At 62.2% G+C, this 23,411-nt stretch carries 22 protein-coding genes and 1 tRNA gene; 10 read left to right on the forward strand and 13 right to left on the reverse strand.

The genetic code is table 11. The annotated features are described in order from the left end of the window. Positions 1–76: 76 nt before the first annotated feature. The 5 genes from pepN to SIB46_RS04515 form a co-directional block, all read right to left on the reverse strand. The gene (gene pepN / locus SIB46_RS04495) at positions 77–2,689 is read right to left on the reverse strand and encodes an aminopeptidase N (protein WP_413297341.1); all 2,613 of its coding nucleotides are present in this window, start codon (positions 2,687–2,689) and stop codon (positions 77–79) included. Further along, positions 2,686–3,078, reverse strand: coding sequence for a cAMP phosphodiesterase (locus SIB46_RS04500; RefSeq protein ID WP_413297342.1), 393 nt, complete (start codon positions 3,076–3,078; stop codon positions 2,686–2,688). Before SIB46_RS04500 ends, pepN begins: the two co-directional genes overlap by 4 nt. Before the next feature lie 44 nt (positions 3,079–3,122). After that, positions 3,123–3,317 carry a hypothetical protein gene (locus tag SIB46_RS04505; RefSeq protein ID WP_413297343.1) on the reverse strand — a complete coding sequence of 65 codons (195 nt, stop codon included), beginning with the start codon at positions 3,315–3,317 and terminating at the stop codon, positions 3,123–3,125. Between the two features lie 62 nt (positions 3,318–3,379). Beyond that, positions 3,380–3,937, reverse strand: coding sequence for a hypothetical protein (locus SIB46_RS04510; RefSeq protein WP_413297344.1), 558 nt, complete (start codon positions 3,935–3,937; stop codon positions 3,380–3,382). Between the two features lie 72 nt (positions 3,938–4,009). Beyond that, the gene (locus SIB46_RS04515) at positions 4,010–5,518 is read right to left on the reverse strand and encodes a DUF2079 domain-containing protein (protein ID WP_413297345.1); all 1,509 of its coding nucleotides are present in this window, start codon (positions 5,516–5,518) and stop codon (positions 4,010–4,012) included. Between the two features lie 96 nt (positions 5,519–5,614). Here SIB46_RS04515 and SIB46_RS04520 point away from each other — a divergent pair, with 96 nt between their 5' ends. Together SIB46_RS04520 and SIB46_RS04525 are read left to right on the forward strand one after the other, a co-directional pair. Next, positions 5,615–6,727 (forward strand): histidine kinase, encoded by a 1,113-nt coding sequence (locus tag SIB46_RS04520; RefSeq protein WP_413297346.1) that lies wholly within the window; start codon positions 5,615–5,617, stop codon positions 6,725–6,727. Positions 6,728–6,780: 53 nt separating this feature from the next. Further along, positions 6,781–6,853, forward strand: a tRNA-Glu gene (locus tag SIB46_RS04525). A gap of 59 nt (positions 6,854–6,912) precedes the next feature. Here SIB46_RS04525 and SIB46_RS04530 read toward each other — a convergent pair. Continuing rightward, positions 6,913–7,464 carry an SRPBCC family protein gene (locus tag SIB46_RS04530; RefSeq protein ID WP_413297347.1) on the reverse strand — a complete coding sequence of 184 codons (552 nt, stop codon included), beginning with the start codon at positions 7,462–7,464 and terminating at the stop codon, positions 6,913–6,915. Positions 7,465–7,586: 122 nt separating this feature from the next. Between SIB46_RS04530 and SIB46_RS04535 the strand changes: the two genes are divergently transcribed. The 7 genes from SIB46_RS04535 (at position 7,587) to SIB46_RS04565 (ending at position 14,763) form a co-directional block, all read left to right on the forward strand. After that, positions 7,587–8,753 carry a phycobilisome linker polypeptide gene (locus tag SIB46_RS04535; RefSeq protein WP_413297348.1) on the forward strand — a complete coding sequence of 389 codons (1,167 nt, stop codon included), beginning with the start codon at positions 7,587–7,589 and terminating at the stop codon, positions 8,751–8,753. Between the two features lie 104 nt (positions 8,754–8,857). Continuing rightward, positions 8,858–10,384 carry a glucose-6-phosphate dehydrogenase gene (gene zwf, locus SIB46_RS04540; protein ID WP_413297349.1) on the forward strand — a complete coding sequence of 509 codons (1,527 nt, stop codon included), beginning with the start codon at positions 8,858–8,860 and terminating at the stop codon, positions 10,382–10,384. 47 nt (positions 10,385–10,431) lie between these two features. Then, a complete protein-coding gene (locus SIB46_RS04545; RefSeq protein WP_413297350.1) occupies positions 10,432–11,724 on the forward strand; it encodes a glucose-6-phosphate dehydrogenase assembly protein OpcA in 1,293 nt (430 codons plus the stop codon). 12 nt (positions 11,725–11,736) lie between these two features. Next, entirely contained in the window at positions 11,737–13,104 is a 1,368-nt protein-coding gene (locus SIB46_RS04550; protein ID WP_413297351.1) for a cobyrinate a,c-diamide synthase, read from the forward strand. Next, a complete protein-coding gene (locus SIB46_RS04555) occupies positions 13,047–13,442 on the forward strand; it encodes an acylphosphatase (RefSeq protein ID WP_413297352.1) in 396 nt (131 codons plus the stop codon). The genes SIB46_RS04550 and SIB46_RS04555 overlap by 58 nt, the downstream gene beginning before the upstream one ends. A 50-nt stretch (positions 13,443–13,492) precedes the next feature. Then, positions 13,493–14,071: a histidine phosphatase family protein gene (locus tag SIB46_RS04560; RefSeq protein ID WP_413297353.1), complete on the forward strand. Its 579-nt coding sequence runs from the start codon at positions 13,493–13,495 to the stop codon at positions 14,069–14,071. After that, positions 14,062–14,763, forward strand: coding sequence for a GAP family protein (locus SIB46_RS04565; RefSeq protein WP_413297354.1), 702 nt, complete (start codon positions 14,062–14,064; stop codon positions 14,761–14,763). The genes SIB46_RS04560 and SIB46_RS04565 overlap by 10 nt, the downstream gene beginning before the upstream one ends. Here SIB46_RS04565 and SIB46_RS04570 read toward each other — a convergent pair. The 5 genes from SIB46_RS04570 to folD are packed head-to-tail and all read right to left on the reverse strand — an operon-like array spanning position 14,756 to position 18,758. Then, positions 14,756–16,183, reverse strand: coding sequence for an ATP-dependent DNA helicase (locus tag SIB46_RS04570; protein WP_413297708.1), 1,428 nt, complete (start codon positions 16,181–16,183; stop codon positions 14,756–14,758). The two genes, SIB46_RS04565 and SIB46_RS04570, sit on opposite strands and share 8 nt — an antisense overlap. A 1-nt stretch (position 16,184) precedes the next feature. After that, positions 16,185–16,673 (reverse strand): divergent PAP2 family protein, encoded by a 489-nt coding sequence (locus tag SIB46_RS04575; RefSeq protein WP_413297355.1) that lies wholly within the window; start codon positions 16,671–16,673, stop codon positions 16,185–16,187. Further along, positions 16,670–17,572, reverse strand: a complete 903-nt coding sequence (crtE, locus tag SIB46_RS04580; RefSeq protein ID WP_413297356.1) for a geranylgeranyl diphosphate synthase CrtE — start codon at positions 17,570–17,572, stop codon at positions 16,670–16,672. Before crtE ends, SIB46_RS04575 begins: the two co-directional genes overlap by 4 nt. Before the next feature lie 16 nt (positions 17,573–17,588). Then, positions 17,589–17,825 (reverse strand): hypothetical protein, encoded by a 237-nt coding sequence (locus SIB46_RS04585; protein ID WP_413297357.1) that lies wholly within the window; start codon positions 17,823–17,825, stop codon positions 17,589–17,591. A gap of 54 nt (positions 17,826–17,879) precedes the next feature. After that, positions 17,880–18,758: a bifunctional methylenetetrahydrofolate dehydrogenase/methenyltetrahydrofolate cyclohydrolase FolD gene (gene folD, locus SIB46_RS04590; RefSeq protein ID WP_413297358.1), complete on the reverse strand. Its 879-nt coding sequence runs from the start codon at positions 18,756–18,758 to the stop codon at positions 17,880–17,882. 135 nt (positions 18,759–18,893) lie between these two features. Between folD and SIB46_RS04595 the strand changes: the two genes are divergently transcribed. Next, positions 18,894–20,888: an HDIG domain-containing metalloprotein gene (locus SIB46_RS04595; RefSeq protein ID WP_413297709.1), complete on the forward strand. Its 1,995-nt coding sequence runs from the start codon at positions 18,894–18,896 to the stop codon at positions 20,886–20,888. Between the two features lie 4 nt (positions 20,889–20,892). Here SIB46_RS04595 and SIB46_RS04600 read toward each other — a convergent pair whose 3' ends face one another. After that, positions 20,893–21,729, reverse strand: coding sequence for a carbohydrate ABC transporter permease (locus SIB46_RS04600; protein WP_413297359.1), 837 nt, complete (start codon positions 21,727–21,729; stop codon positions 20,893–20,895). Further along, complete coding sequence (locus tag SIB46_RS04605; RefSeq protein ID WP_413297360.1) at positions 21,726–23,339, reverse strand: 2-isopropylmalate synthase; 1,614 nt, start codon at positions 23,337–23,339, stop codon at positions 21,726–21,728. The genes SIB46_RS04600 and SIB46_RS04605 overlap by 4 nt, the downstream gene beginning before the upstream one ends. Positions 23,340–23,411 lie beyond the last annotated feature (72 nt).

Genomic DNA, 23,411 nt, shown 5'->3' on the forward strand with positions numbered 1-23,411 from the left:
AATAGGCGTTTTATACCGCTCATCACGCAGCAGGCAAGCCTGAAGAATCAGGCCTTCATGATCCTCCAATCAACCCCTAGTCAGCGGCGCCCAGACACAACATCACCACTTCCTTGCTATTGGGAGAGGTGATGTTTTCGGCCAGCCATTCCAAACTGGAGCGCATTAATTGTTGGCGTTCGGGGCTGTAACGCCGCCAGCCCATAAACAGCTTCAGCATTCGCGAGGCTGCGATCGGATTGCGCTGATCCACCGCCACCAACTGCTGGGCCATCCACTGGTAGCCGCGGCCATCAGTGCGATGGAAATGCTCGGCGCAGCGGCCAAACCCACCCAATACAGCCCGAAGACTATTGGGTGCATTCGGATCAAACGCGGGGTCTTGCAGCAATGCATCAGCCCGGGCGATGCCATCGCCAAAGGGAGCGGAGGCTTCCATGGCAAACCAGGCATCAAGAATCACGGGCCTATCGCGCCAGCGCTTGGCAAAGGCAGTGGTGGCCTGCTGCCTTTCGGGGCAATCCCAGGGCTGCAAGGCCGCCAAACCAGAGCGAGCCAGGCTCATGGAGCCTCCATCAACAGCCCTGGCAGCTTGCTGGCGAATGGCACCATCCCCCGCCGCCGAGAGCCACGCCCATGCCAGGCCGAGCATGGCCCGCGCACCAACCCCAGCAGGCCAGCTCTGATCGGCCTGGGGCTGAGCCCACGCAATCACAGCCTGCAGTTCTGCCTGCAACGCCTCACCCAGCCAGCAGCGCCTTTGCAGCAACGACCGCTCGAGCTCCAAAGGATCAGGCGTGGTGCCTGCGGCCATGCAGGCAGCTTCCAATTCCGGACGCGATGGTGCTTGCAACAAGGCCCACACCAGCCTTGGATCCACCGAACCAGCCACCACGGCATGCAGCAGCTGGCGGCAGACGCCCTCAAGCAGCTCAGCGGTGGCGGGATTGGGCTCAAGCAACTGCCGCTGCCACAGCTGTTGGCCGGCATCCCAACGGCTAAAGGGATCAGGGTCTGAGCGCAGCAGCAGAGCCAAATCCGCATCACTGCGTTGAAACACAAGCTGCACAGGCGCTGAGAACTCACGCAGCAGCGACAACACCGGAGGGTTGGGCCCTACCGGCAAACCCGACAAGGTCCAGCTCTGCTCGGCTTGCTCGAGCACCAACAAGCGCTCTTGCAACTGCTGACCACTGGCATCCAACACACCAAGCCGCACCGGAATCGGCACGGGCTGCTTCTCGCTTTGCCCAGGCGTGGGGGGTGTGAGTTGAGAGAGCGTCAGCTTCAGCTCGCCGGCAGCACCATCCCAATCGGTTTGCAGGCTGAGCTGAGGCGTACCGGCCTGGTGATACCAGCGGCGGAAGGTTTGCAGCGAAACACCGGAAGCCTCTTCCAGCGCCTGCACAAATTGCTCGCAGGTGGCGGCTTGGCCATCGTGACGGCTCAAATAGAGCTGAACCCCTTTTAAAAAGGCGTCTGCACCCAGCAGCGTGCGCTGCATGCGAATCAATTCAGCACCCTTTTCGTAAATGGTTGTTGTGTAGAAATTATCAATGGCTATGTATTCACTGGGCTGCACAGGATGGGCAGTTGGCCCTGCATCTTCAGGGAACTGAGCCGCACGCAGCATCGCCACATCTTCTATGCGCTTGAGCGCAGCACCATGGAGATCAGAGGTGAACTCTTGATCACGAAACACCGTGAGGCCTTCTTTTAACGAGAGTTGGAACCAATCCCGGCACGTCACGCGATTGCCAGTCCAATTGTGGAAATATTCATGGCCAATCACACTTTCAATGCGTTCCAGTTCAGCGTCGGTGGCTGTTTTGCTGTCAGCCAAGACCAACTTGGAATTAAAAATATTGAGGCTCTTGTTCTCCATGGCGCCCATGTTGAAGTGGCGCACGGCAACCAAATTGAACTCGTCGAGGTCGTATTCCAGCCCAAAGGCCTGCTCATCCCAGGCCATGCTGCGCTTCAAGCTGGCCATGGCGTGGCCGCAAAGGTGCTCATCACCTGGCTCCACATGAATGCGTAAAGCCACCTCACGCCCTGAGGCGGTGGTGAACTGGTCGCGCACCTCCTGCAAGCGGCCCGCCACCAGGGCGAAGAGATAGGAGGGTTTTGGGAAAGGGTCGTCCCACTCAGCGAAATGACGCCCCTGGGGTAGTTCACCCGTGGCGGTGCAATTGCCGTTGCTCAACAGCACGGGGCAATCAGCTTGATCAGCCTCGATGCGAACGCGGTAGCGGCTCAGCACATCAGGGCGATCAGGAAACGGGGTGATGCGGCGAAAGCCTTCGGCTTCGCACTGGGTGGTGAACAACCCACCGCTCACATACAACCCTTCCAGGCTGGTGTTGCTGGCTGGATCCAGCCGCACCCGGGTGCTCAGCATCCAGATTGGATCGTCTGGCAACGCAGCCGCTTCAATCACCAGCCCACCGCCTTGGTGGCTCCACGCCTCCACTGGCAGGGCCGTGCCATTGATGGCCAGCTCCTGGATCTCCATGGCCACAGCCGGCCAAGACAGCGGCTCACGCTGCCGGTCAGATGAGCGCTGAATGCTCAGCTGGGCATGGACCAAGGTCTCGGAGCTGAAGAGCTCAACACGCAGCTCAACAGCATCAACCGACCAGACCGGAGGCATGTAGTCCGCCAAGCGAACCAAGGTTTCTGCGCTCACTCAGCTCCGCCGCCGGCTTGCAGGGCTTCTTGGATCTTCTCGCGCACGTCATCGGGCATCTGATCAGGGCAAACCTGAGCCACCGCGATCAGCACCGAGTTGATCGAGCCTTTGCGTAGATCTTCAATCGGCAAAGGGTCATCGCCGAGCTGGGCAATGGCGCCACCGTTTTGCCCCTGGATGGTTTGCGTCAGGGTTTCGCCGGCGATACCGATGGCTTTTTTGAAATCCACATCATTGGAAACAGCCAAACAGGCATTGAGAGCCGTGATGCGCGAATAGAGCGTCATCTCTGCCTCAGTGGCTGGGGCAGCCTGAGCAGCGCTGGGTTGCAGCAGGGGGGAGATGGCCACAGCCATCAAGGCAGCAGCAGACAGCAACTGGCGCATGGCCGAGGCAGCTCAAAAGACGCCTCATGTTGGCCTTTTTTTGCTCAAGCCGCCCGGCGCAGTGGTCGCTTTTCGCTCAAGTGGGACACCTCTGGAAAAGCCGGCAGGTCTTGCTCGAGCTCAGCGGCTTTAGCCGCTAGGTGCTCCGGCATGCATTCGGCCAAAAACTGCAACTCCTCCTCGCTGATTTCCTCATCCCAGCCGTCAGGCTCCTGAACTGGCTTCGCTGCTGAGGTCATCGAGGAGCAGATCGGCTCCAGGCTGTCTAGCCCGTCCCACAGCCCGCGGCAACGCGATCGAATCAGGACGTCAACGGTTGGCCCGAGGATTCCAAACGCTCTTCGTGGTGCACTTCGGCTAAGACCAGCTCACCGTTGCACCAGGAATAAATCGAGCGAGCCCGGTAGCGGTCCATGTCTACCAAACGGATGTGCTCAAGAATGTCCCACTCGAGGTAATGGGACTCGAATACCAACTCATGCTCATCCACCTGGCGAATCTGGCTCTTGGTGGGTGAGCCGCAGAGATAACCGCGGCTGCGGCGCAACTGATGGCCGCATAAGTAAGCCTCCAGAGTTCCTTCGCGCACGTAACGGGGGTTCTTATCAAAGAAGTCGTATTCCTTTTCGGGCCACCAGGTGAAGCGGTAGGCCGCCTCTCCCTCCACCGGCTCACTGAATGCCTCCATGCGTAAAAACATGTCGACCCGCATGGCCTGATCGTCGTCAAAGAAGTACTGACGGCGGGAGCGCCACAACCCCAAATTGCGATTAAACCAACGCCGCAGCGATGTATCGAATTGCAGCCGCTGCTGCGGCTCAACGGTCGGCTTGGCTCGAAACAGGGAGACGGGTTCCACTGATCAGGGACGATCTCTCAATTTCGTCTTAGCCAGGGGCAAAGAAAAACATCCCCAAGCTGCAGATCATCTTCAACTGCGGCGCAGCACCACGACACCACCCTCTTCACGCACAGTGCGGTAGCCCTCAGCGCGCAGCTCCTCCAAGCGTTGTTGTAATCGCTGAACCTGCCGCCGGTCGCTGTCAAAGGCAGCAGCCCGCCAAGCCGGCAGCTGCAAATCCACAGCCACCCAATCCACCGGTGTCAGCTCAGCGGTGGAATCTTGCCAATGGCGCCAGGCCGGCAAACGCACCAACACCTGGCGGTGCGACAGCAATGGAATCAACGGAGTATTCGCCGCCACCGACGCATCAGCAGGGATCACCGCCAGGGCCTGACGCACCTGCGCTCCATGGCGCCATTGCTGAGCCAAGGGCAGATGCACCCAAGGGACAAAGCTGTCGGGCACTAAAAACGACAGGCTGCGGTTGGGGTTACTGGCCAAGGTCAACAGCAGCGAGAGCAGCACACACCCGCTCCAAATGCGGCGCAAACGGCGCCTTGCGAACAGCTGGCTGCGCTGCTGCCACCAGAACACCGCCCCCGCGAAGAGGCCCGGTGCCACCAACAGGGCGTAGCGGATGTTGATCGACAGCGGATCGTTACTGCCCCGGGCCAAGAGCAATCCCGCCAATGGCAGAGCCACCAACAACCAGGCATCGAGGCTGAGCGCGGGCACGAACATCAGCGGCAGCCACTGCGCCGCCAGATACCCAAGGGTTTTTCCGGGGGGATTGATCAGCTCCCAGAGCAGACGCCACGGCTGGAGCAGCAAACCCTTGAGCACCTCCAAGCTGCTGAGCTCCTCGGCTCCAGGGGTGTACTGACCAAAGTTCTCCACCATGAAGCGCTTGCTGACATCAGCGCTCACCGCGGGCATCAACACCGAGGTGACCACAACGCACCAGGCAGCGCCCCAAAGGCCGATCAACGCCGCCACCCACCAGGGGGCCTGGCGCCGTAGGCCCATCCACAGGGCCATGCCAAAGAGAACAACACCGGTGTCCTCACGCACCAACGGAATCAACAAAGCCGCCAACAGCAGCAACCACCAACGCCGCTCAAGCAGCCCCAACAGCAGCAAAAACACCAGCAGCGGCAGCTGGCAGAGATCATGAAAGTTGCACCAGGTGGGGCCAATCACCGCCTGGGCGCCGTAAAAGCTGCAGGCCACAGCCGCAGCTAGCCCTGCGGGCAGCAAGCCTCGCGCCAGGCGGTGCAAGACCAACCCGGCCGCCGTCATCAGGCCCACCTGCACAAGGGGCAAGGCGGCGAAGCCCAACCACCGCACCAGCGGAGCCCAGAGCAGCAGCAATGGCGTGTAGTGCTGGCCAAGGCGCTGGTAGCTGGGATCAGGCGCCAACCCCCCATGCAACACAGCACTGGAGAGCTGGGAGGAGAGGCTGCTAGCAAACCAGCGGCCGTGGCCGCTGTTCCAGAGCACCTGGTTGAAGATGCCTTGGTCATACGAGGCGCTGAGCGACCAAAGGCGCCAAAACTGCACCAGCAGACCCAGCAGCAGGAACAAACCAGCCGCCAACCAAACCCAACGCGCTGGGTCGTTTACTGCGGTTTGTCCTTTTTTGCTTAGCAAATCAAGAAACCTCAATAACCTGGACCCGATTGACGGCTTTCATTGCCTCCCACCGGCGATAACGAAAATCAGCAGGGCGTCTCCCTGCTTTTGGTCGCTGGGCCCCACCACCTTGCTGGGCCCGACGTCAGGGGTTTGCTGTCTTTTCTCGAGGAACAAAAGCACACCTTCAACATCAGCTTCTCGATTGCTGATCCACAGAAACAGCCGGAACTGCTCGAGCTGCATCGCCTGGTGGCCACACCGGCGCTGATCAAGCTTGACCCGGCCCCGAAGCAGGTCTTTGCGGGCAATGCCATTCAGCGGCAACTGCAGAACTGGCTGCCCCGCTGGCAGCAGCTCGGCATGGTGAGTGGCCTGAGTTCCAGCCTCAATCCCTCAGATAGCGCAGGCGGCACCAGCCAACGGGAAATGCAGCTGGAGGATCAGTTGCTGGTGTTGCGCCAAGAGAACGAAACGCTCACTTCACGCTTGGGCGTTCAGGAACGGCTGCTGAGGATGGTGGCCCACGAGCTGCGCACCCCCCTCACCGCAGCGAACCTGGCGCTGCAGAGCTACCGGCTCGAGCAGATCAAAACCGATCGTTTTTTCGATGTGATGGATCGGCGGCTCGAGGACATCGAGCAGCTCTCCCACGATTTACTGGAGGTGGGCAGCACCCGCTGGGAAGCACTGTTTAACCCGCAACGGCTGGGGCTAGCTCCCATCGCCGCCGAAGCCATCCTCGAGCTGGAAAAGCTGTGGGTGAACCGGCGCTTGGAACTGCTCACCGATGTGCCCTCAGACCTGCCCGATGTGTACGCCGACCAACGGCGCATGCGGCAGGTGATCTTGAATCTGCTGGAGAACGCCCTGAAGTTCACCCCAGATGGCGGCCAGGTCAGCTTGAAGCTGCTGCACCGCACCAGCCAATGGGTGCAGGTGAGCGTGAGCGACTCCGGTCCAGGCATTCCGACCGAAGAGCAACAACGCATCTTCCAAGACCGGGTGCGGCTACCACAGACCGCAGGACAAACCTCGGGATTTGGGGTTGGCCTGTCGGTTTGCCGCCGCATTGTGGAAGTCCATGGCGGGCGCATTTGGGTGGTCTCAGACCCAGGCGAAGGGGCCTGCTTCCACTTCACCGTTCCGATCTGGAGAGGCCAGAGCAGCTAGCTTGACCCAGGCCGGACCCGATGGTTTAAGTTGGCTTCTTGCCAAACGGCCTCGCCCCCATCGTCTAGAGGCCTAGGACACCTCCCTTTCACGGAGGCGACAGGGGTTCGAATCCCCTTGGGGGTATCCAGACATTGGCGATTCAATCACCTGCAGGCAAACGTCTACCAGGAAGTAGGCGTAGCTCAGGGAAGGGCGGCTTCTGCTTGAACAGAAGCCTCGTTGTTGCGCTTCATCGCTTCAGCGGCCACAGCACGCAAGTTCATCGAGAGGTCTTCTTTGAGGCGCTGCTCGATCAGACCAATGGGCATTCCCCTGCAGGCCTGAATCAACACCTCATAACGCAGCCGAACGCCACCTAGAGGGTCAGGGCAAAGGAACCAAGCACCCTCAAAACGGCGGAAGTCGCCGCTCACCATGCGGAAGTCGAGCATGCCATCAGGGCGCCGCTCACGCAGCTCCAACGTGACTTTGGCCGTGAAGCGCAATCCAGCAAAACGCTGGGCACCCTCTTGCTCGAGCACCACCTCCAAGCCTTCACGGCTCACAACCCGGGAGGAAATCAGATTGGGGATGAAGCTGGTGAGGCGGTCGTAATCGGTCAGGACCGTCCAAACCGCCTCCATCTCGAGCGGCAACCGCAATTGGGCCGCTAGGCGACGCGTTGCGTTCGGCAGCCGCTCGATCTGCTGCTCGATCGGCTCCAAGGCGTTGGATTGTTCTGGGATCGAAGACAAAAGGACTGGGGCCGCCAGAGGGTCACATTTGCAACATCAGTGACACTAAACGTGTTTTAGCCCTGACGGCGGGAAGGAAGCTTGCAGAAGCTTCCTATAGTCGCGGCGCCTTTCCCAGATCCATGCGCGTACCTCCTGTCTCTGCAGCTCCAGGCACTCCCCGCATGTTCGCCATTGAAGTGGCCGGCATGTCAGGAGCTGGAGTCAAACGCAGTAACGAGGTCTTGAAGGTCAGCTATGACCAGCTCAACTCCGTCATGCGCAACATCGGCCGCAGCGGAGCGCGCATCCTTCGGGTGACGCCTATTGATGGGACCCAGCCCGTCGCCACACCTACGACCCCTCCAACTCCAGCTCCTGTGACTACACCTGCTGCCAGCAAGCCCGCCACAGCCCACGCGCAGGTGCCGGTCAATCTCTACAAGCCCAAAAATCCATTTGTGGGCACGGTCACTGAGAACTATTCCCTGCTGCAGGATGGCGCCATCGGCCGGGTGAACCACATCACCTTCAACCTTGAAGGTGGTGACCCCCAGCTGCACTACGTGGAAGGCCAGAGCATCGGCATCATTCCCGACGGCGAAGACGCCAAGGGCAAGCCCCACAAGCTGCGTTTGTATTCCATCGCCAGCACCCGCCACGGTGATGACATGGCAGACAACACCGTGTCGCTGTGCGTGCGTCAGCTCGAGTACAAAAACGAAGCCGGTGAGCAGATCTACGGCACCTGCTCCACCTTCCTCTGCGACATCGAGCCTGGCGCCAAGGTGAAGATCACGGGCCCGGTCGGCAAGGAGATGCTGCTGCCCGAGGACGAAGAAGCCAACGTGATCATGCTGGCCACCGGCACCGGCATCGCCCCAATGCGCACCTACCTGCGCCGCATGTTTGAAGCCAAAGAGCGCGAAGCCAACGGCTGGAAGTTCCGCGGCAAGGCTTGGCTATTCATGGGTGCCCCCAAGACCGCCAACCTCCTCTATGACGAGGATTTCCTGCGTTACGAGAGCGAGTACCCCGACAACTTCCGCTACACCAAGGCGATCAGCCGCGAGCAGCAGAATCCCAAGGGCGGCCGGATGTACATCCAAGACCGCGTCACGGAGTACGCCGATGAGATCTTCGCGATGATCGAAGACCCCAAAACCCACGTGTACATGTGCGGTCTGCGGGGCATGGAGCCCGGCATTGATGAAGCGATGACCGCCGCCGCCGCCGCCAAGGGCTTGGATTGGGCTGAACTGCGTCCTCAACTCAAAAAAGCCGAGCGCTGGCACGTCGAGACCTACTGATCAGGTCTTCGCCCAGGCGGTCAAATCTGCAGAAGAACAGGCCATTCACCTTCTGTTCACCTGTGGCCTTCATCGTGTGGAAATCCTCTGTCTGAGGCCACGGGATGACCGCCACATTGACCAACCCGCTCCGCGTTGGCCTGCGCCAGGAGCGGGTGATCTCACCGCAGTGCCTGGTGATCTTTGGCGCGAGCGGCGACCTCACCCATCGCAAGCTGATTCCAGCGCTGTTTGATTTGTTCCGGCAGCGGCGGCTGCCGAGCGAATTTGCTGTGCTTGGCTGTGCTCGCCGCCCCTGGAGCGACGACGAATTTCGCCAAAAGATGGAAGCGGCGCTCGCCAGCAAGATCGCTGACGATCCTGAGAGCTGGAAAACCTTTTCTGCCGGCCTCTTCTATGAGCCAGTGGATCTGCAGAAAAGCGACGACCTGGTGCGGCTTGGTAAGCGCCTCGAGCAGATCGACCGCCAGCGCGCCACCCGCAGCAACCGCACCTTCTATTTATCCGTTTCCCCCGCCTTCTACGGCAGTGGCTGCCGCGCCTTAGCGGGAGCCGGTCTACTGGCCGATCCCAATCGCAGCCGGGTGGTGATTGAAAAGCCCTTTGGCCGCGATTACGCCAGTGCCCAGGAACTCAATCGGGTGGTCAAAAGCTGCGGGCAAGAAAACCAGATCTTCCGCATCGACCACTACCTCGGCAAAGAGACGGTTCAAAACATCCTGGTGATGCGCTTTGCCAACACCATTTTCGAGCCGATCTGGAACCGCAATTACATCGACAACGTTCAGATCACAGCAGCGGAAACCGTTGGCGTGGAAGAGCGCGCGGGCTACTACGAAACCTCCGGTGCCCTGCGTGACATGGTGCAAAACCACCTCACCCAGATGCTGGCCCTCACGGCCATGGAAACCCCGGGCCGCTACGACCCCGAGGCCATCCGCAATGAGAAGGCCAAGGTGCTGCAGGCCGCACGGCTTGCCGATGAGGCCGAGCCCTGGAACTGCTGCGTGCGCGGCCAATACGGCCCTGGTGGCAACAGCAGTGATCCTCTGGCGGGCTACCGCCAAGAGCCCAACGTGGATCCCAACAGCACCACGGAGACCTACGTGGCGATGAAGCTGTTCATCGACAACTGGCGCTGGCAGGGGGTGCCCTTTTACGTGCGCACCGGCAAGCGCATGCCCAAGCGCATGAGTGAGGTGGTGCTGACCTTCAAGGAAGCTCCAGTGCACCTATTTGATTCCTCAGGCGGCGGCGCCCCTGGAGCGAATCAATTGATCCTGCGGATCCAACCCAACGAAGGGGCTGATTTCCGCTTTGAAGTCAAAGCTCCAGGCTCTGGCATGCGCAGCCGGCCAGTGGATATGGACTTCTCCTACGACGAGTCCTTTGGTGAGCCTTCCGACGAGGGCTATGTGCGGCTGCTCGCTGACGCCATGCTCGGCGATCCCACCTTGTTCACCCGCAGCGATGAAGTGGAGGCCGCCTGGCGCCTCTACACGCCGCTGGTGGAGCTAATTGAACAGCAGCCCTGGCAGCTTCCGGTTTACCCCTACGAAGCCAGCACCTGGGGTCCGGCCGCCTCCGACAGCCTGTTGGCCCGTGATGGCCTGCTGTGGCGTCGCCCCTGAGCAATCGCTTGTCTCTCTCCCGTTCGTTTCTGCCACCCCGTTGAACCATGGCTCCTCAGCTCACTCTTCAGGCACCGCTGGAACTCCCACCCCAGGACGTCTCCGATTACCTCGGGCGTCTCTGGAATGGCGGTGAACAGGACTCCACCTCCAGTGGCGCCGCCACCTTCAGCCTGTTGGTGTGGCAGCCGTCGTGGATCGAGCAGCAGCTGGTGCGGCTCGGCCGCCTCGATGGCCCCATCACGGGCCTGGAACGCGAGGAGCTGCTGCAGGCGGCGCGCCAAGCCGTTCCCACTTGCGGGCTTCCGCTCTCCACATCGCCACTGGCCCCAGAGCTGGCCTGGCAATTGGGGCAACTGCCGGGGGATCAGGCCAGCGAGGATCTCCGCGGCCAGCACGTGGATCCGGCCATCAGCCTGCACCAACCCCGGCGGCTGATCACCTTGGCCCCCAGCCTCGATGCCCATCAGCATCTGGAAACCCTGGTAGCTGCCTACTGCCCTCTGCCTGAAGACGGGCCAGCCTCATCCGTCTGCGGTGATGTTGTGGTGATGCGCGGCGGCATGGAGGCCCTCCAGCGTGGGCTTGGCATGGTGAATCCGCTGATTCCCGCTGAACTGCCCTGCTGGGTGTGGTGGAACGGCACCCTGGATGAGGCACCGGATCTTTTTGAAGGCATCACGCAGGCGCCGCGGCGGCTGATTATCGACACGGCCATTGGCACCCCAGCCCGCGCCCTTGATGTGCTCAGCCAGCGCGCCGCAGCCGGCCAGGCCATCAGCGATCTGAACTGGTATCGCCTCTCGAGCTGGCGGGAAAACCTGGCCATGGTGTTTGACCACCCAGGCCGGCGCGACGCCTTGGCCCATGTGGTGCAACTCGACATCGATGTGCAAGGTCATCAGCCCGTGCAGGGCCTGTTGATGGCTGCCTGGATTGCCAACCGCCTGGGCTGGAGCCTGGAGTCGAGCAACCATTGCGACGGCGATGGCATCAGCGCCAGCTTCCGCCGGCCCGATGGAGTTGCCGTGCAAGTCCGCCAGATGCCTGTCCCGGTGGGTGATCCCAGCACCCATCCCGGCAGCATCGTGGGCTTGCGCTTGGTCTGCAGGCCCGAGCACCGTGCGCCGCTGTGCGTGATCCTCTGCGGTGAAACCGGCGGTTGCATGCGCCTAGAAGCCGGCGGCATGGCCCGGATGGAGTTGGTGGAGCAGGTGGTGACCTCCACCATTGAGTCCGCCCAACGGGAGGTCTCCCGCACCCTGCGCGGTGGCCACGACAGCACCAACCCGCTGCTTGCCGCCTGCGTCCCGCTGGCATCCAGACTGCTGCCGCGCTGATTCAGCTCAGGCTTGACGCTTCTGATCGCCGCCCCCTGCAGCGGTAGCGGCAAGACCCTGGTGTCGTTGCTGCTGGCCGCTGTTGCTGCCCAGCGCGGGCAGGGGCTGCAGAGCTTCAAGGTTGGCCCGGACTATCTCGACCCCCAATTGCTCAGTCGCGTCAGTGGGGTTCGCTGCCGCAATCTCGATCTACTGCTTTGCGGTGAACAGTGGGTGCACCGCAGCTTTCGCTGGTGGAGCCAACAGCAACCTCTCTCCCTGGTGGAGGGGGTGATGGGGCTGTTCGATGGCGTTGGCCCCAGCTCCCAAGGCAGCAGCGCTGCGGTAGCCGCCAGCCTTGATTTACCGGTGCTGTTGGTGGTGGAAGCCAGCCGTCAGGCCGCATCGTTAGCGGCCTTGGTGCGGGGCTTTCGCGATCACGACCCCAACCTCACCATTGCCGGAGTTGTGCTCAACGGTGTTTCCACGCCCAGGCACCAGCAGCTGCTGAGTGATGTGCTCGAGCAGATCGACATGCCGCTGCTGGGGGTATTGCCGCGCCATCCAGCTCTGGAACTACCAAGCCGCCATCTGGGCTTGCTGCCACCCCAGGACCTGCCCGATTGGCCAAAACGCAGCCAGCAATGGGCGGAGTTGGCGGCGCAATGGCTTGATCTCGAGCGCCTCTGGCCGCAACTGGCCAGTGATGGAAATGGAGCTGCGGCAACAGAGCATCCCTTGATGGGTCTTGGGCCACAGCAAGCGCCCCATGGTGCTGTGGTGGCGGTGGCCAGGGATGCCGCCTTTCATTTCTGCTACCCCGAGCTGGAAGAGTCCCTGCAGCATCTGGGCTGTGAAGTGACGCCTTGGGCACCACTGGCGGATCAACCCTTGCCAGCGCAGTGCGGCGCGGTGGTGTTGCCGGGGGGCTACCCCGAGCTGCATGCCAAGGAGCTCAGCCAATGCCGCCAGAGCCTCGGCTCACTGGCCCGCCATGGAGCGGCAGGGGGCGCGATTTATGCCGAATGCGGCGGACTGCTGCTGTTAGGGCAGGAGTTGGTCGACGCTGATGGTCTGAGCCACACCATGGCCGGCCTGCTGCCGCATCGGGCCTGCCGCGGTGCGCTCAGCCTGGGGTATCGCCGCGCCCAGGTGCAGCGCGATGGGCTGGTGGTGCGCCAAGGAGAGGTATTGCACGGCCATGAATTCCACCGCTGGCAACTCGGCGACAGCCCGATGGAGGCAGCACCTTGGCAGCTGGAGGGGTGGGGCGTGAGGTCTAGGGTTGAGGGATGGACCGACGCCGCCGTGCACGCAAGTTGGCTCCACCTCCATTGGGGTGGATGCCCTTCGATTCCCCAACGGTTGACGCACGCCGCCGGCAAGTTGCCAAGCGCCTAGGGCGTGATGGCCAACCCAATCGCTCCCTGAGCCTTCCAGCCGAACGGTGGCGCTTCCGCATTCGAGGGCTGGTCCAAGGTGTGGGCTACCGGGCCGCGTGCTGCAGGAGGGCACAAGAATTGGGCCTCGCTGGCTGGGTGCGCAACTGCAGCGATGGCAGCGTGGAGGTGCAAGCCGAAGGCAACGAACAACACCTCACGGAACTGCGGGTTTGGTGCGAAGGCGGCCCCCTTGGAGCCCGAGTTGATTCGGTGGATAGCAGCCGCGTCGCTACCACCGGTGCCGACTGGTTTGAAGTCAGGCCTGACTACTTTCAAGGCGGGGCGTTAACCCGTTAGCAAAATCCGCTCCATAGGGTTCAGCAGAACCTCCCATCCGGAGCCCGCCCATGGCCGCGAGCCAATCCATCTGGCTGCTCCGCCACGGGGCCACCGAGTGGAGCCGCAATGGCCGCCACACCGGTAGTAGCGACATTCCACTGCTGCCTGAGGGGGAAGAGGAAGCCAAGGCTTTAGCCCCAAGGCTGCGTGGTCAAGCCTTTGCGCAGGTGTGGGTGAGTCCACTGCAACGGGCCCGGCGCACCTGCGAACTAGCGGGTCTTAGCGACCGCGCTGAGGTGCACCAAGACCTGCGCGAGTGGGATTACGGCGACTACGAAGGCATCACCACCAAAGAGATCCGGCAAACCGTGCCGAATTGGAGTGTGTGGAGCCATGGCTGCCCCGGCGGTGAGGATGCCACTGCGGTGACGGCGCGTTGCCAGCGGCTGATCGATCAACTGCTCACGATCGAGGGGGATGTGGCCCTGTTTGCCCACGGCCACATCCTGCGCAGCCTGGCCGGCACCTGGATGGAGCAGGGCGCCTGCGGAGGCAAACACCTGATCTTGGGCACCGGCACCTACAGCGTGCTGGGCTTTGAGCGCGAGAATCGAGCGCTCAAACACTGGAATGCGCCGTGCCACTGACGCGCACGATCACCGAACTCACGGCCTGCGGCTTTGCCGTTGCCCTCAGTCCCCTCGACATCGCCCTGGTGCTGCTGCTGCTGCTGGGCAGCACACCGCTGCTGAAATCCAGCCTGTTCAGCGGTGCCTGGTTTGTGACCAACAGCGTTGCCATCGCACTGCTGGTGACGGTGGGCAAGGGGCTCACCCTCTCCATGGAGAAAGGCGGGATTCACCAGGTGGGAATTGATCTGTTTGCCGCCGGAGCGCTACTAGCCCTGGGCATTCGAGAACTGGACCCCAAACCCAAAGACTTCAAAGATCTCCAAGGCAGCTGGATCACCAAGCTGGAGAAAGTCGGGCAATTGCCCCTGACGGTGCTGCTGCTCACCGCACCACTGACCCTGCTCCTAAGCCCCGACAACCTGTTCCTGTTGGCCAAGGGGGCCTCCCTGGTGCAGGGAGGTCATCACAGCCAGCTGCTGGAGCTGGGCTTGATCGCCTACTTCAGCCTGATCAGCAGCACCCTGCTGTTGATTCCCATCCTGTTGGTGCTGGTCCGCAAACAGCAGGTGCAGCCGCTGCTGGAGCAAGGCAAGCAGTTCATCGAGCAGCGCAGCAGCTTGATCCTGGGGTTAATCAGCGTCGCCTTGGCGCTCTATCTGGGCTGGTCGGGCTGGAGCGGGCTTGATGGCTTCGCCGCCATCAGCTGAGCCCCTGCTGCCAGCTTGAGCGCAGGGCCTCAGGGCCCTCACGCCCCACTAACCAAACCCGGCGCCGAGCCCGGCTCACCGCCACATAAACCAACTGGCGGCGAATCTCCTCCTGCTGCGGCCAATAGACATCGGGGGCCACAAACACATCGGTGAAGCTGCTGCCCTGGCTGCGATGAACGGTGAGCACTGCCGCAGGGCCAACGCTGGCAAAGGAATCGCGCAGCAAAAAGAACTGGCGCCAGAGCTGACGACGCTGGCTGCCTTCGGCCTGCTTGGCCTGGCTGCGCAGATCAGCCAATGCCGCATCGAGCCGTTGCCGGCCTGGGCTGCCTGCGGCTGGCGCCAAACGCAGCTGCAATTGGCTTTCACCGGCCTCCACATCCACCCGCAGGGTTTCAATCACTGGAGCGGCCTTGAGCCCCAAATCAGCCAAATCACAGCGATCTGGGGCCACATCACGCACCAACAATTCACGGTTCGAGCCCAACACCAGATCGGCATCTTCTCCATTGGCCAAGCCCTCTTGGCAAGCCGGTGCCATCACAGCCGAGCGGGTGATCAGCACCTCACCAGGCAACACGGGCAGTTGATCCGCCATCTCCCCGTGCAGGGCCCGGCGCGCAATCGGCACCAAACGCTCCAGGGTGCGGTTGGTGAAGCACAGCAAACGGGCGTGGTCTGGATCGAGCCGCTCGCTGCTCAACCGCAAGGCTTCTTGGGCCTGGCTGATCCATTCCTCCCGGCTAACCACCGCCACCCGGCCGCTGTCGTCATCCACAGGCGGCAGCAGCGGCGGTTGACTGCTTGGCAATTGCCCTTGCCGCAGACCGGTGGCCAGGCGCAGCACAGGCCCCCCATGGCGCACCACCTCTTGGAGGTGGTGGGCTTCTGAGCGCTTCATCGCAAACACCGGGCTGCTCTGCTCACTCACCGGCGGCAACTGGGCCGGATCACCGACAAACACCAAGCGGGTGCCATAGGTGTGGGCGCATTGCAGGGTGATCTCCAGCAAGCGGCTATCCACCATCGACGACTCATCCACCAGCACCAAGCCCAGGTGTTCAAGCGCAGTGGCGGTCTGCTCGGTGGGATCGCAGCGTTCCTGCTCCTCCTGGCGGCTGAGCTTGAGGCGCAGCAGGCGGTGGATGGTGGAGGGATACCAGGTGGGACGCAGACCCTGGTCCTCGAGCTGCTGACGCAGCACCCCCACAGCTTTGTGGGTGGGGGCGGCCACGGTCCAGCAGAGATGGGCGGCATCAGCCAGTTGCAGAAACCGAGCCGATAAAAAGGTTTTGCCGGTGCCGGCATAACCGCTGAGCACAAACGGGCAATCCGCCTCGGAGGCGATTAGCCAATCCTGAAAGCCATCAAGGGCAACACGCTGACCATCGGTCAGCTCGGGAGAGGCATCGGCCAGCTCAGGCCACCCCGCTCAACCAACCCAGCTGCTGCGCCAGATGCACCGGGCTGCCAATAAAGACATCACCAACCAGGCCAATCAATGGGCCCAGCAGGCTGCCCACCAACACCTCCAGGCGCGAATGGCCCAGGGTTGTCTTCAGCGGCGGCATCCCCTGCGCCTCCGGCAGGGCATTGACCCGCTCAGCCGTGCGACCGGCAGCGCGGCGCACCCCACTGGCGTCGTACATCACCACAAACGCCACCGCCGCGGCCAAGGCAAACAAAGGCCCATCAAATCCCTGCTCCAGGCCAATGCAAGCGGCCGTTCCGCTTACCAGGGCGGAATGGGATGACGGCATGCCGCCGGTTTCGATCAATACCGCCGGGCGCCAGCGGCGATGCACCACCAACTCAATCAACAGCTTGGAGAGCTGCGCCAAGCCACAGGCGGCCAGGCCCCAAGCCAAGGGGCCGTTATCGAGCAGCTGCACAAACGGCTGACTCATCGATCGCGGGAGGTGATGTATCCCGCCAAGGCCAGCAGCGGCTGGGCCTTCTCGCTCCAGGGTGTCAGCACCCCACAGGCCTCCTTAACCAGCGATTCAGCCCGGGCCTTGGATTCCTCGAGCCCCAGCAGTTTGGGGTAAGTGGTCTTATCAGCCGTGAGATCTTTGCCTGCGGTCTTGCCCAGCACCTCGCTGCTAGCGGTGACATCAAGGATGTCGTCGATGATCTGGAAGGCCAGACCAATCGCCCTGGAGTAGGTGCGCAGAGCCTCCAGCAATTTGTCATCCGCCCCGGCAATCAGCGCGCCGCTCAAGACCGAGGCCTGCAATAAAGCTCCCGTTTTGTGCAAGTGGATGTATTCGAGGGTGTCGAGATCCACCTCCACCCCTTCGCTGGCCAAATCAACGATTTGACCGCCCACCAGACCGGGGGCACCGGCGGCTAACGACAACTCGCCGATCACCTTCAGTAGGCGCTCAGCAGGAACCCCAGGGCTGCGCAACGCCACCATCTCAAAGGCGCGGGTCAGCAAGGCATCGCCAGCCAAGATCGCTGTGGCATCGCCATACACCTTGTGGTTGGTGGGCCTACCGCGGCGCAGATCGTCGTTGTCCATGGCTGGCAGATCGTCATGGATCAGCGACATGGTGTGAATCATCTCCAGCGCCGTCGCGGTGGGCAGAGCCAGCGAGGCCTCGCCACCGGCCAGCTCACAGCTGGCGAGACAGAGGATGGGCCGCAGGCGCTTACCGCCAGCCAACAGGGAGTAGCGCATGGCTTCCCGCAGCGATTCCGGCCGCTCAGGGCCAAGCGCAGCATCAAGCGCTGCTTCCACCTTGAGGCGGCCAGCCTCGAGGTACTGAGAAAAATCAAAGCCGTTGGCCACCACAGCAGTCATGAACCGGCAGGTCGCCTCAGCTGCAGGGATTGTCTCTCAACGGCGGGCCACCCAGCACCTGCTGCAACAGAGTGAACAACGCCAAAGGCAGTTCCACCACCAAGGTCACCGAGGCAAATTCAGCCTGCTCAGGCCGCTTCCAGCCGGCAGCGCCATGCTCAATCTCCAGCAATCGCAGCAAATCCAACCCGCTCAGCTGACTCAGGTCATCGGCCGACAACCCTGAGGAGGATGAAAACTGGGGTTGAGCCATTGCGGCACCCCGCAGGCGGAAGGATCTAAAGGAAACCTTAAGCCCGCAGCACCCTCAATAGCCAGGGGCAGGATCCGGCAAGCCAAAGCGCTGGCTCCAAGCCCGCACCGTATTAAGCAGCAGCATCGTCACCGTCATCGGCCCCACCCCACCGGGAACAGGCGATAGGGCTGAGGCGATGGGCTCCACTTCGGCGGTCCGCACATCCCCGCATAAGCCCCCTTCCGGCTTGCGGTGAATCCCCACATCCACCACCGCGGCACCCGGGCGCACATGCTCAGCGCCAATCATCAAGGGCTTGCCGGCTGCCACAACCAAAATCTCGGCTTCACGGGTGTGGGCCGCCAGATCAGCCGTTCGCGAATGCACGACCGTGACTGTGGCATTGGCGGCCTGCAGCATCAGCGCCATGGGCTGACCCACCAAGATGCTGCGGCCAATCACCACGGCCCGTTTGCCAGCAGGGTCAATGCCGTTGCTGCGCAGCAGGGCCATCACACCAGCTGGCGTGCAGCTGCGCGGACCGGGCTCTCCCCGCAACAAACGCCCAAGATTGAGTGGATGCAGACCATCGGCATCCTTGGCTGGATCCAGCTCTAGCAGCAGCGAGCGATCATCCAAGCCATCGGGCACTGGCAACTGCACGAGGATTCCATCGACGGCGGGGTCTTGGTTCAACTGCCGCAACTTGGCCTCAATCTCAGCCTGGGGCGTGGCGGCATCGAGATGGGCGCCATGGCTCACCAAGCCCACACGGGCGCAGGCTTTCTCTTTATTGGCCACATACACGCCACTGGCCGGGTCGTCGCCAACACGCAGCACCGCCAAGCCAGGCGGACGGCCGGCGCGGGGCAACCCCGATGCGATTGCCGCGGCCATCACCTCCTCAAGCTCAGCCGCCAACTGACGGCCATCAAGACGTTGGGCTGGCATTCCGGAGATGGGAGCTAGCGTCAGTCTGACCTCAGCAGTGCTGTGCTCTCCGCCCTCTCGCGTTGGATCTGGAGCTTTCGGCTGCGCCTTGGGCAGGCCTGGAGGCGGTGGCTTCGCCACGAGCGGCCCAGCCGGATGGCGGTGCGCTGGACCCTGCGCGATGGGTTGGTGGTCTTACTGGCCTGCCTTGGTGTGGGCTTGATTTCCGCTTGGCCTTGGTTGGTGCAGCCGTCGCTGCGGCCAGGCCTGCCAGCTCCATTTGAAATTCGCGCCCCGCAGGATGCCTCGGTGGTGGATAGCGAAGCGCTGGACCAGCGCCGTTCGCAACTGGGCCCACGGATCCAAGTTCAGATCACTGATCAAAACGCCACCGCCACATTGGAGCGCCGGCTCAAGCGCATGCTGGCGGAGTTGCTCAACTCGCGAACCGCCGGGGAGATGCGCCTCACCCCGATCGCGATCACGGCAGAGGATGAAGCTTTCCTACTCACGCAAACCCCTCAAGAGCTGCAGCAGTGGCAGCTGGCCGTCGAGCAAGCCCAACAGCGGATGCTCACCCAAGGCGTGGTCAGCACCCTGGCTGAAACTCAACTGCAGCGGGCCGCCAAGCTGCAATTGGATGACTTGGCTGAACCGGGCCGCAGCCTCGGCGCCAAGCTGATCACCCGCTCCTTGCAGGGGAGCACCAACCTGCGCACCGACAACAGCCTCACCCAGGTTTTGCTGAATGACCTGATTCAGCAAAACGGTGTTCCCAAAATCGAGGTCAAAGCCGGCGAGGTGATCACCGTCAAAGGCGAGGTGATCAGTCAGCGGGCCTACGACGTGCTGGATGCCTTTGGCTTGATCAGCCGGCGTCCAGCGACAGGCCTGTTCCTGGTGCGCTGGATTGAAGCGAGCCTCGCAGCGGGCCTGATGCTGCTGATCTGCCGGCGTTGGCGCACGGATCTGGAGATCCCCCAGGCGCTGCTGCTGCTTGGCACCTTGGCGGTGGTTCAAGGTTGCAAGCTCTGGTTTGGCGCCTCCGTTAGCGCCCTAGCGGTGCTGGTTCCCCCCAGCCTGCTGTTGGCGGAAGGGCTGGGCGCCGCCAGTGGCCTGGCCTGGCTGTCGCTGGCCACCCTGCTGTGGCCGATTCCGCTCAACAGCGTGGGCACAGCGCGCCTGCTGTTGGCCGCAGCCGTTGCCGTGGTCGGCGTGCTCCTGGCCGGCCGGCAACGCTCACGGGCAGAAATGCTGCAAAACGCCGTGCTGCTCACGGTGGCCGCCCTGCTGGTGGAAGCCGCCTTGATCCAGCTGATGGGTGGCTCAGTGGGGGGCGAGCTGCTGAGCGAAGGAATCTTGATGGGGGGCCTGCTGCTGCTGGCCCTGTTGATCTCCCCCACCGTGGAGCGGCTTTTCGGAATGATCACACGGTCCCGTTTGCTGGAGCTCTGCGATCTGCAGCGCCCGCTGTTGCGCAAGCTCTCCTCGGAAGCGCCGGGCACCTTTGAGCACACCTTGATGATCTGCGGCCTGGCCGAGGAAGGCGTGCGTGCCATCGGCGGCGATGTGGATCTGGTGCGCACCGGAGCGCTTTATCACGATGTGGGCAAACTCCATGCCCCCCAGTGGTTCATTGAGAATCAACAGGGTGGGGACAACCCCCATGACCATCTCGATGACCCCTGGCGCAGCGCTGAAATCCTGCAAGCTCATGTCGATGAGGGGATCAAGATGGCGCGCCGCTATGGCTTGCCCCAGCCGGTGGCGGACTTCATCCCGGAACACCAAGGCACGTTGCGGATGGGCTACTTCTGGCACAGGGCAAAGGAGCAAAACCCCAACGCCAGCGATCGCCCCTTCCGCTACCGCGGCCCCAAGCCGCAATCCAAGGAGAGCGCCGTGATGATGCTGGCCGATGGCTGCGAAGCCGCACTGCGGGCGATGCCACCAGAAACCGATGAAGCGCAAGCCTGCGATGGGGTGCGGCGCATCATTCACTCCCGCCGCCATGACGGCCAGCTCGATGACAGCGGCCTGGGAACAGGCGAAATTGAATTGGTGGTGCGGGCGTTTGTGAAGGTGTGGCGCCGCATGCGGCACCGCCGCATTCCCTACCCGATTCCGGCCCGCAAAGCGTTTAGCGCTTAAGCGATCAACCCTTCACCGCATCGCCACTGGCGCTGGGCAGGATGAACCGCTGCAGGAACACAAACAGAGCCAACACCGGAACAATTGACACCACCGAACCGGCTGCCACCAAACGCCAATCCAAAGAAAACGAGCTGGAGAGTTGCTGCAGGCCCAACGGCAAGGTGTAAAGCCCTGGGTCATCAAGAATCACCAGGGGCCAGAGGAAATCACTCCAGGTGCCGATGAACACAAACATCGCCAGGGTGATCAGATCGGCCCGCGCCGCTGGAATCAACACGTTCCACCACTCACCCAACGCAGTGCAGCCATCCATGCGGGCCGCCTCCTCCAGCTCTTTGGGAACCCCCAGAAAGCTCTGGCGCAACAGGTAGATGCCAAAGGCTGTGGCGGCATTGGGCAGGATCAGCGCCATCAACGAATTGCGCAGACCCAGCTGAACCATCAGCAGGTAGAGCGGGATCATCACCACCTGAAACGGAATCAAGATCGTGGCCACCACCAAGGCCAGAACGATGCCGCGGCCGCGGAAGCGCATCCGCGCCAGGGGGAAGGCCGCCAAGGAGCAAAACAGCAGGTTGGCCACCACGCTGAACACACTCACCACGGTGCTGTTCAGCAAATAGCGGCCCATCGGGCTCTGGCTGAACAAGGTTCCATAGGCCTGCAGGCTGGGCTGAGCGGGAAACAAGCTCGGCGGCGCTTGGAAGATGTCTTCCGCTGGCCCCTTCAATGAGGTGCTCAGCAGCCAAAGCAAGGGGATCAGCACCACCAAGGCCACCAGCAACAGCACCATCAGCTGCAGCAGCAGCGACCACAAAGGCGCGCGGCGAGCGGTCATAGCGCTGGGGCGGGCAGGGGAGCGCGTTGGGGATGCAGCGGGCTGTGTTTCTGGCCGCTCACCAGGCGGTTGAGGGCGTTCACAAAAGCCTGTGCAGCGGCCACAACCACATCGGTGTCAGCCGCATGGCCGGAATACAAACGGCCGTCCTGGCGCAGGCGAATCGTCACCTCGCCCATGGCATCGATGCCTTCGGTGACGGATTTCACGCTGAATTCCACCAGTTCATTGGGCACCTGAACCAAGCCATTGAGGGCCTGACAGACCGCATCAACTGGCCCTGTGCCGATGGCAGCTTGGGAGCACTCCTCACCATCGCTGGTGCGCAGGGTGACCGTGGCTGTGGCGCGCAGATCCCGACCACAGCTCACTTGAACACCAGCCAGCTGGTAATAGGACTCGATCTGCTGGGCGTTCTGCCGAACGATGGCCTCGAGGTCGCGATCGGTGATCTCCCGCTTGCGATCAGCGAGTTCTTTGAAGCGCGCGAAGGCGTCGTTGAGGTCCTCTCCTTCCAGCTGGTAGCCCAGCTCTTCCAGGCGAGCGCGCACAGCACTACGGCCGCTGAGCTTGCCCAGGCTGATGCGGTTATCGCTCAAGCCGATGGTGCGGGCATCAATGATTTCGTAGGTGAGGCGGTTCTTCAGTACACCGTCTTGGTGGATGCCGGATTCATGGGCAAAGGCGTTGGCGCCCACGATGGCTTTGTTGGGCTGCACCGCCATGCCGGTGAGGTTGGAGACCAGGCGGGAGGTTTTGTAAATCTCCTCGGTTTGGATGCCTGTTAGGGGCTCGCTGCTGTCTTCCGCTCGGCCCAGGTAGCCGTTGAAGTAGCTACGGCGCACATGCAGCGCCATCACCAGCTCTTCCAGCGAGGCATTGCCGGCGCGCTCACCGATGCCATTAATGGTGCACTCAAGCTGGCGGGCGCCATTTTTGACGGCCTCGAGGAAGTTGGCCACGGCCAGGCCCAAATCGTTGTGGCCATGCACGGAGATCACCGCTTGGCCGATGCTGGGCACATGGGCATCAATGCCAGAAATCAAGGCACCAAATTCAGCGGGTGTGGCGTATCCCACCGTGTCGGGAATGTTGATCGTGGTGGCACCAGCCGCAATCGCCGCTTCGATCACCTGGTACATGAATTCGGGATCGCTGCGCCCGGCGTCCTCACAGGAAAACTCCACGTCGTCCACCAAGGAGCGGGCGTAGGCCACCATCTCCGGAACGATCTGCAAAACCTCAGCACGGCTCTTACGCAACTTGTGCTCGAGGTGAATGTCGCTGGTGGCCAGAAAGGTATGGATGCGCTGGTTGGCAGCCGGTGCCACCGCATCGGCGCAAGCTTTGATGTCGCCGCGAGTGGCGCGAGCCAAGCCACAAATCACCGGGCCATCAGGGCGGCCAACCTGGCGGGCGATGGTTTGCACCGCATCAAAGTCACCAGGACTGGCGAAGGGGAAACCCGCCTCGATGATGTCGACGCGCAGGCGGGCCAGTTGCTGAGCAATGGCCAGCTTTTCATCCAGATTCAGGCTGGCCCCAGGCGACTGCTCCCCATCCCTGAGGGTGGTGTCGAAAATCAACACCCGGCCCGGGTCGCGCGCCATAGGTCTTATGCGGATTGATTTCGGGTTAGCTCCATTCTAAGCCTCACGGCCTTTGTTCAAGAAAATCGCCGT

It is taken from the genome of Synechococcus sp. MIT S9452 (genome assembly GCF_047304245.1).
In the GTDB taxonomy this organism is placed as follows: domain Bacteria; phylum Cyanobacteriota; class Cyanobacteriia; order PCC-6307; family Cyanobiaceae; genus RCC307.

Excerpts from the sequence above, each read along its gene's own strand:
- SIB46_RS04585 (WP_413297357.1), bottom strand. The coding sequence starts at position 17,825 with ATGGCTCAACCCCAGTTTTCATCCTCCTCAGGGTTGTCGGCCGATGAC.
- SIB46_RS04545 (WP_413297350.1), top strand. The coding sequence starts at position 10,432 with ATGGCTCCTCAGCTCACTCTTCAGGCACCGCTGGAACTCCCACCCCAG.
- SIB46_RS04575 (WP_413297355.1), bottom strand. The coding sequence starts at position 16,673 with ATGAGTCAGCCGTTTGTGCAGCTGCTCGATAACGGCCCCTTGGCTTGG.
- SIB46_RS04595 (WP_413297709.1), top strand. The coding sequence starts at position 18,894 with ATGGCGGTGCGCTGGACCCTGCGCGATGGGTTGGTGGTCTTACTGGCC.
- SIB46_RS04560 (WP_413297353.1), top strand. The coding sequence starts at position 13,493 with ATGGCCGCGAGCCAATCCATCTGGCTGCTCCGCCACGGGGCCACCGAG.
- crtE (WP_413297356.1), bottom strand. The coding sequence starts at position 17,572 with ATGACTGCTGTGGTGGCCAACGGCTTTGATTTTTCTCAGTACCTCGAG.
- SIB46_RS04605 (WP_413297360.1), bottom strand. The coding sequence starts at position 23,339 with ATGGCGCGCGACCCGGGCCGGGTGTTGATTTTCGACACCACCCTCAGG.
- folD (WP_413297358.1), bottom strand. The coding sequence starts at position 18,758 with ATGCCAGCCCAACGTCTTGATGGCCGTCAGTTGGCGGCTGAGCTTGAG.
- zwf (WP_413297349.1), top strand. The coding sequence starts at position 8,858 with ATGACCGCCACATTGACCAACCCGCTCCGCGTTGGCCTGCGCCAGGAG.
- SIB46_RS04555 (WP_413297352.1), top strand. The coding sequence starts at position 13,047 with ATGCCCTTCGATTCCCCAACGGTTGACGCACGCCGCCGGCAAGTTGCC.
- SIB46_RS04505 (WP_413297343.1), bottom strand. The coding sequence starts at position 3,317 with ATGACCTCAGCAGCGAAGCCAGTTCAGGAGCCTGACGGCTGGGATGAG.
- SIB46_RS04500 (WP_413297342.1), bottom strand. The coding sequence starts at position 3,078 with ATGCGCCAGTTGCTGTCTGCTGCTGCCTTGATGGCTGTGGCCATCTCC.
- SIB46_RS04600 (WP_413297359.1), bottom strand. The coding sequence starts at position 21,729 with ATGACCGCTCGCCGCGCGCCTTTGTGGTCGCTGCTGCTGCAGCTGATG.
- SIB46_RS04535 (WP_413297348.1), top strand. The coding sequence starts at position 7,587 with ATGCGCGTACCTCCTGTCTCTGCAGCTCCAGGCACTCCCCGCATGTTC.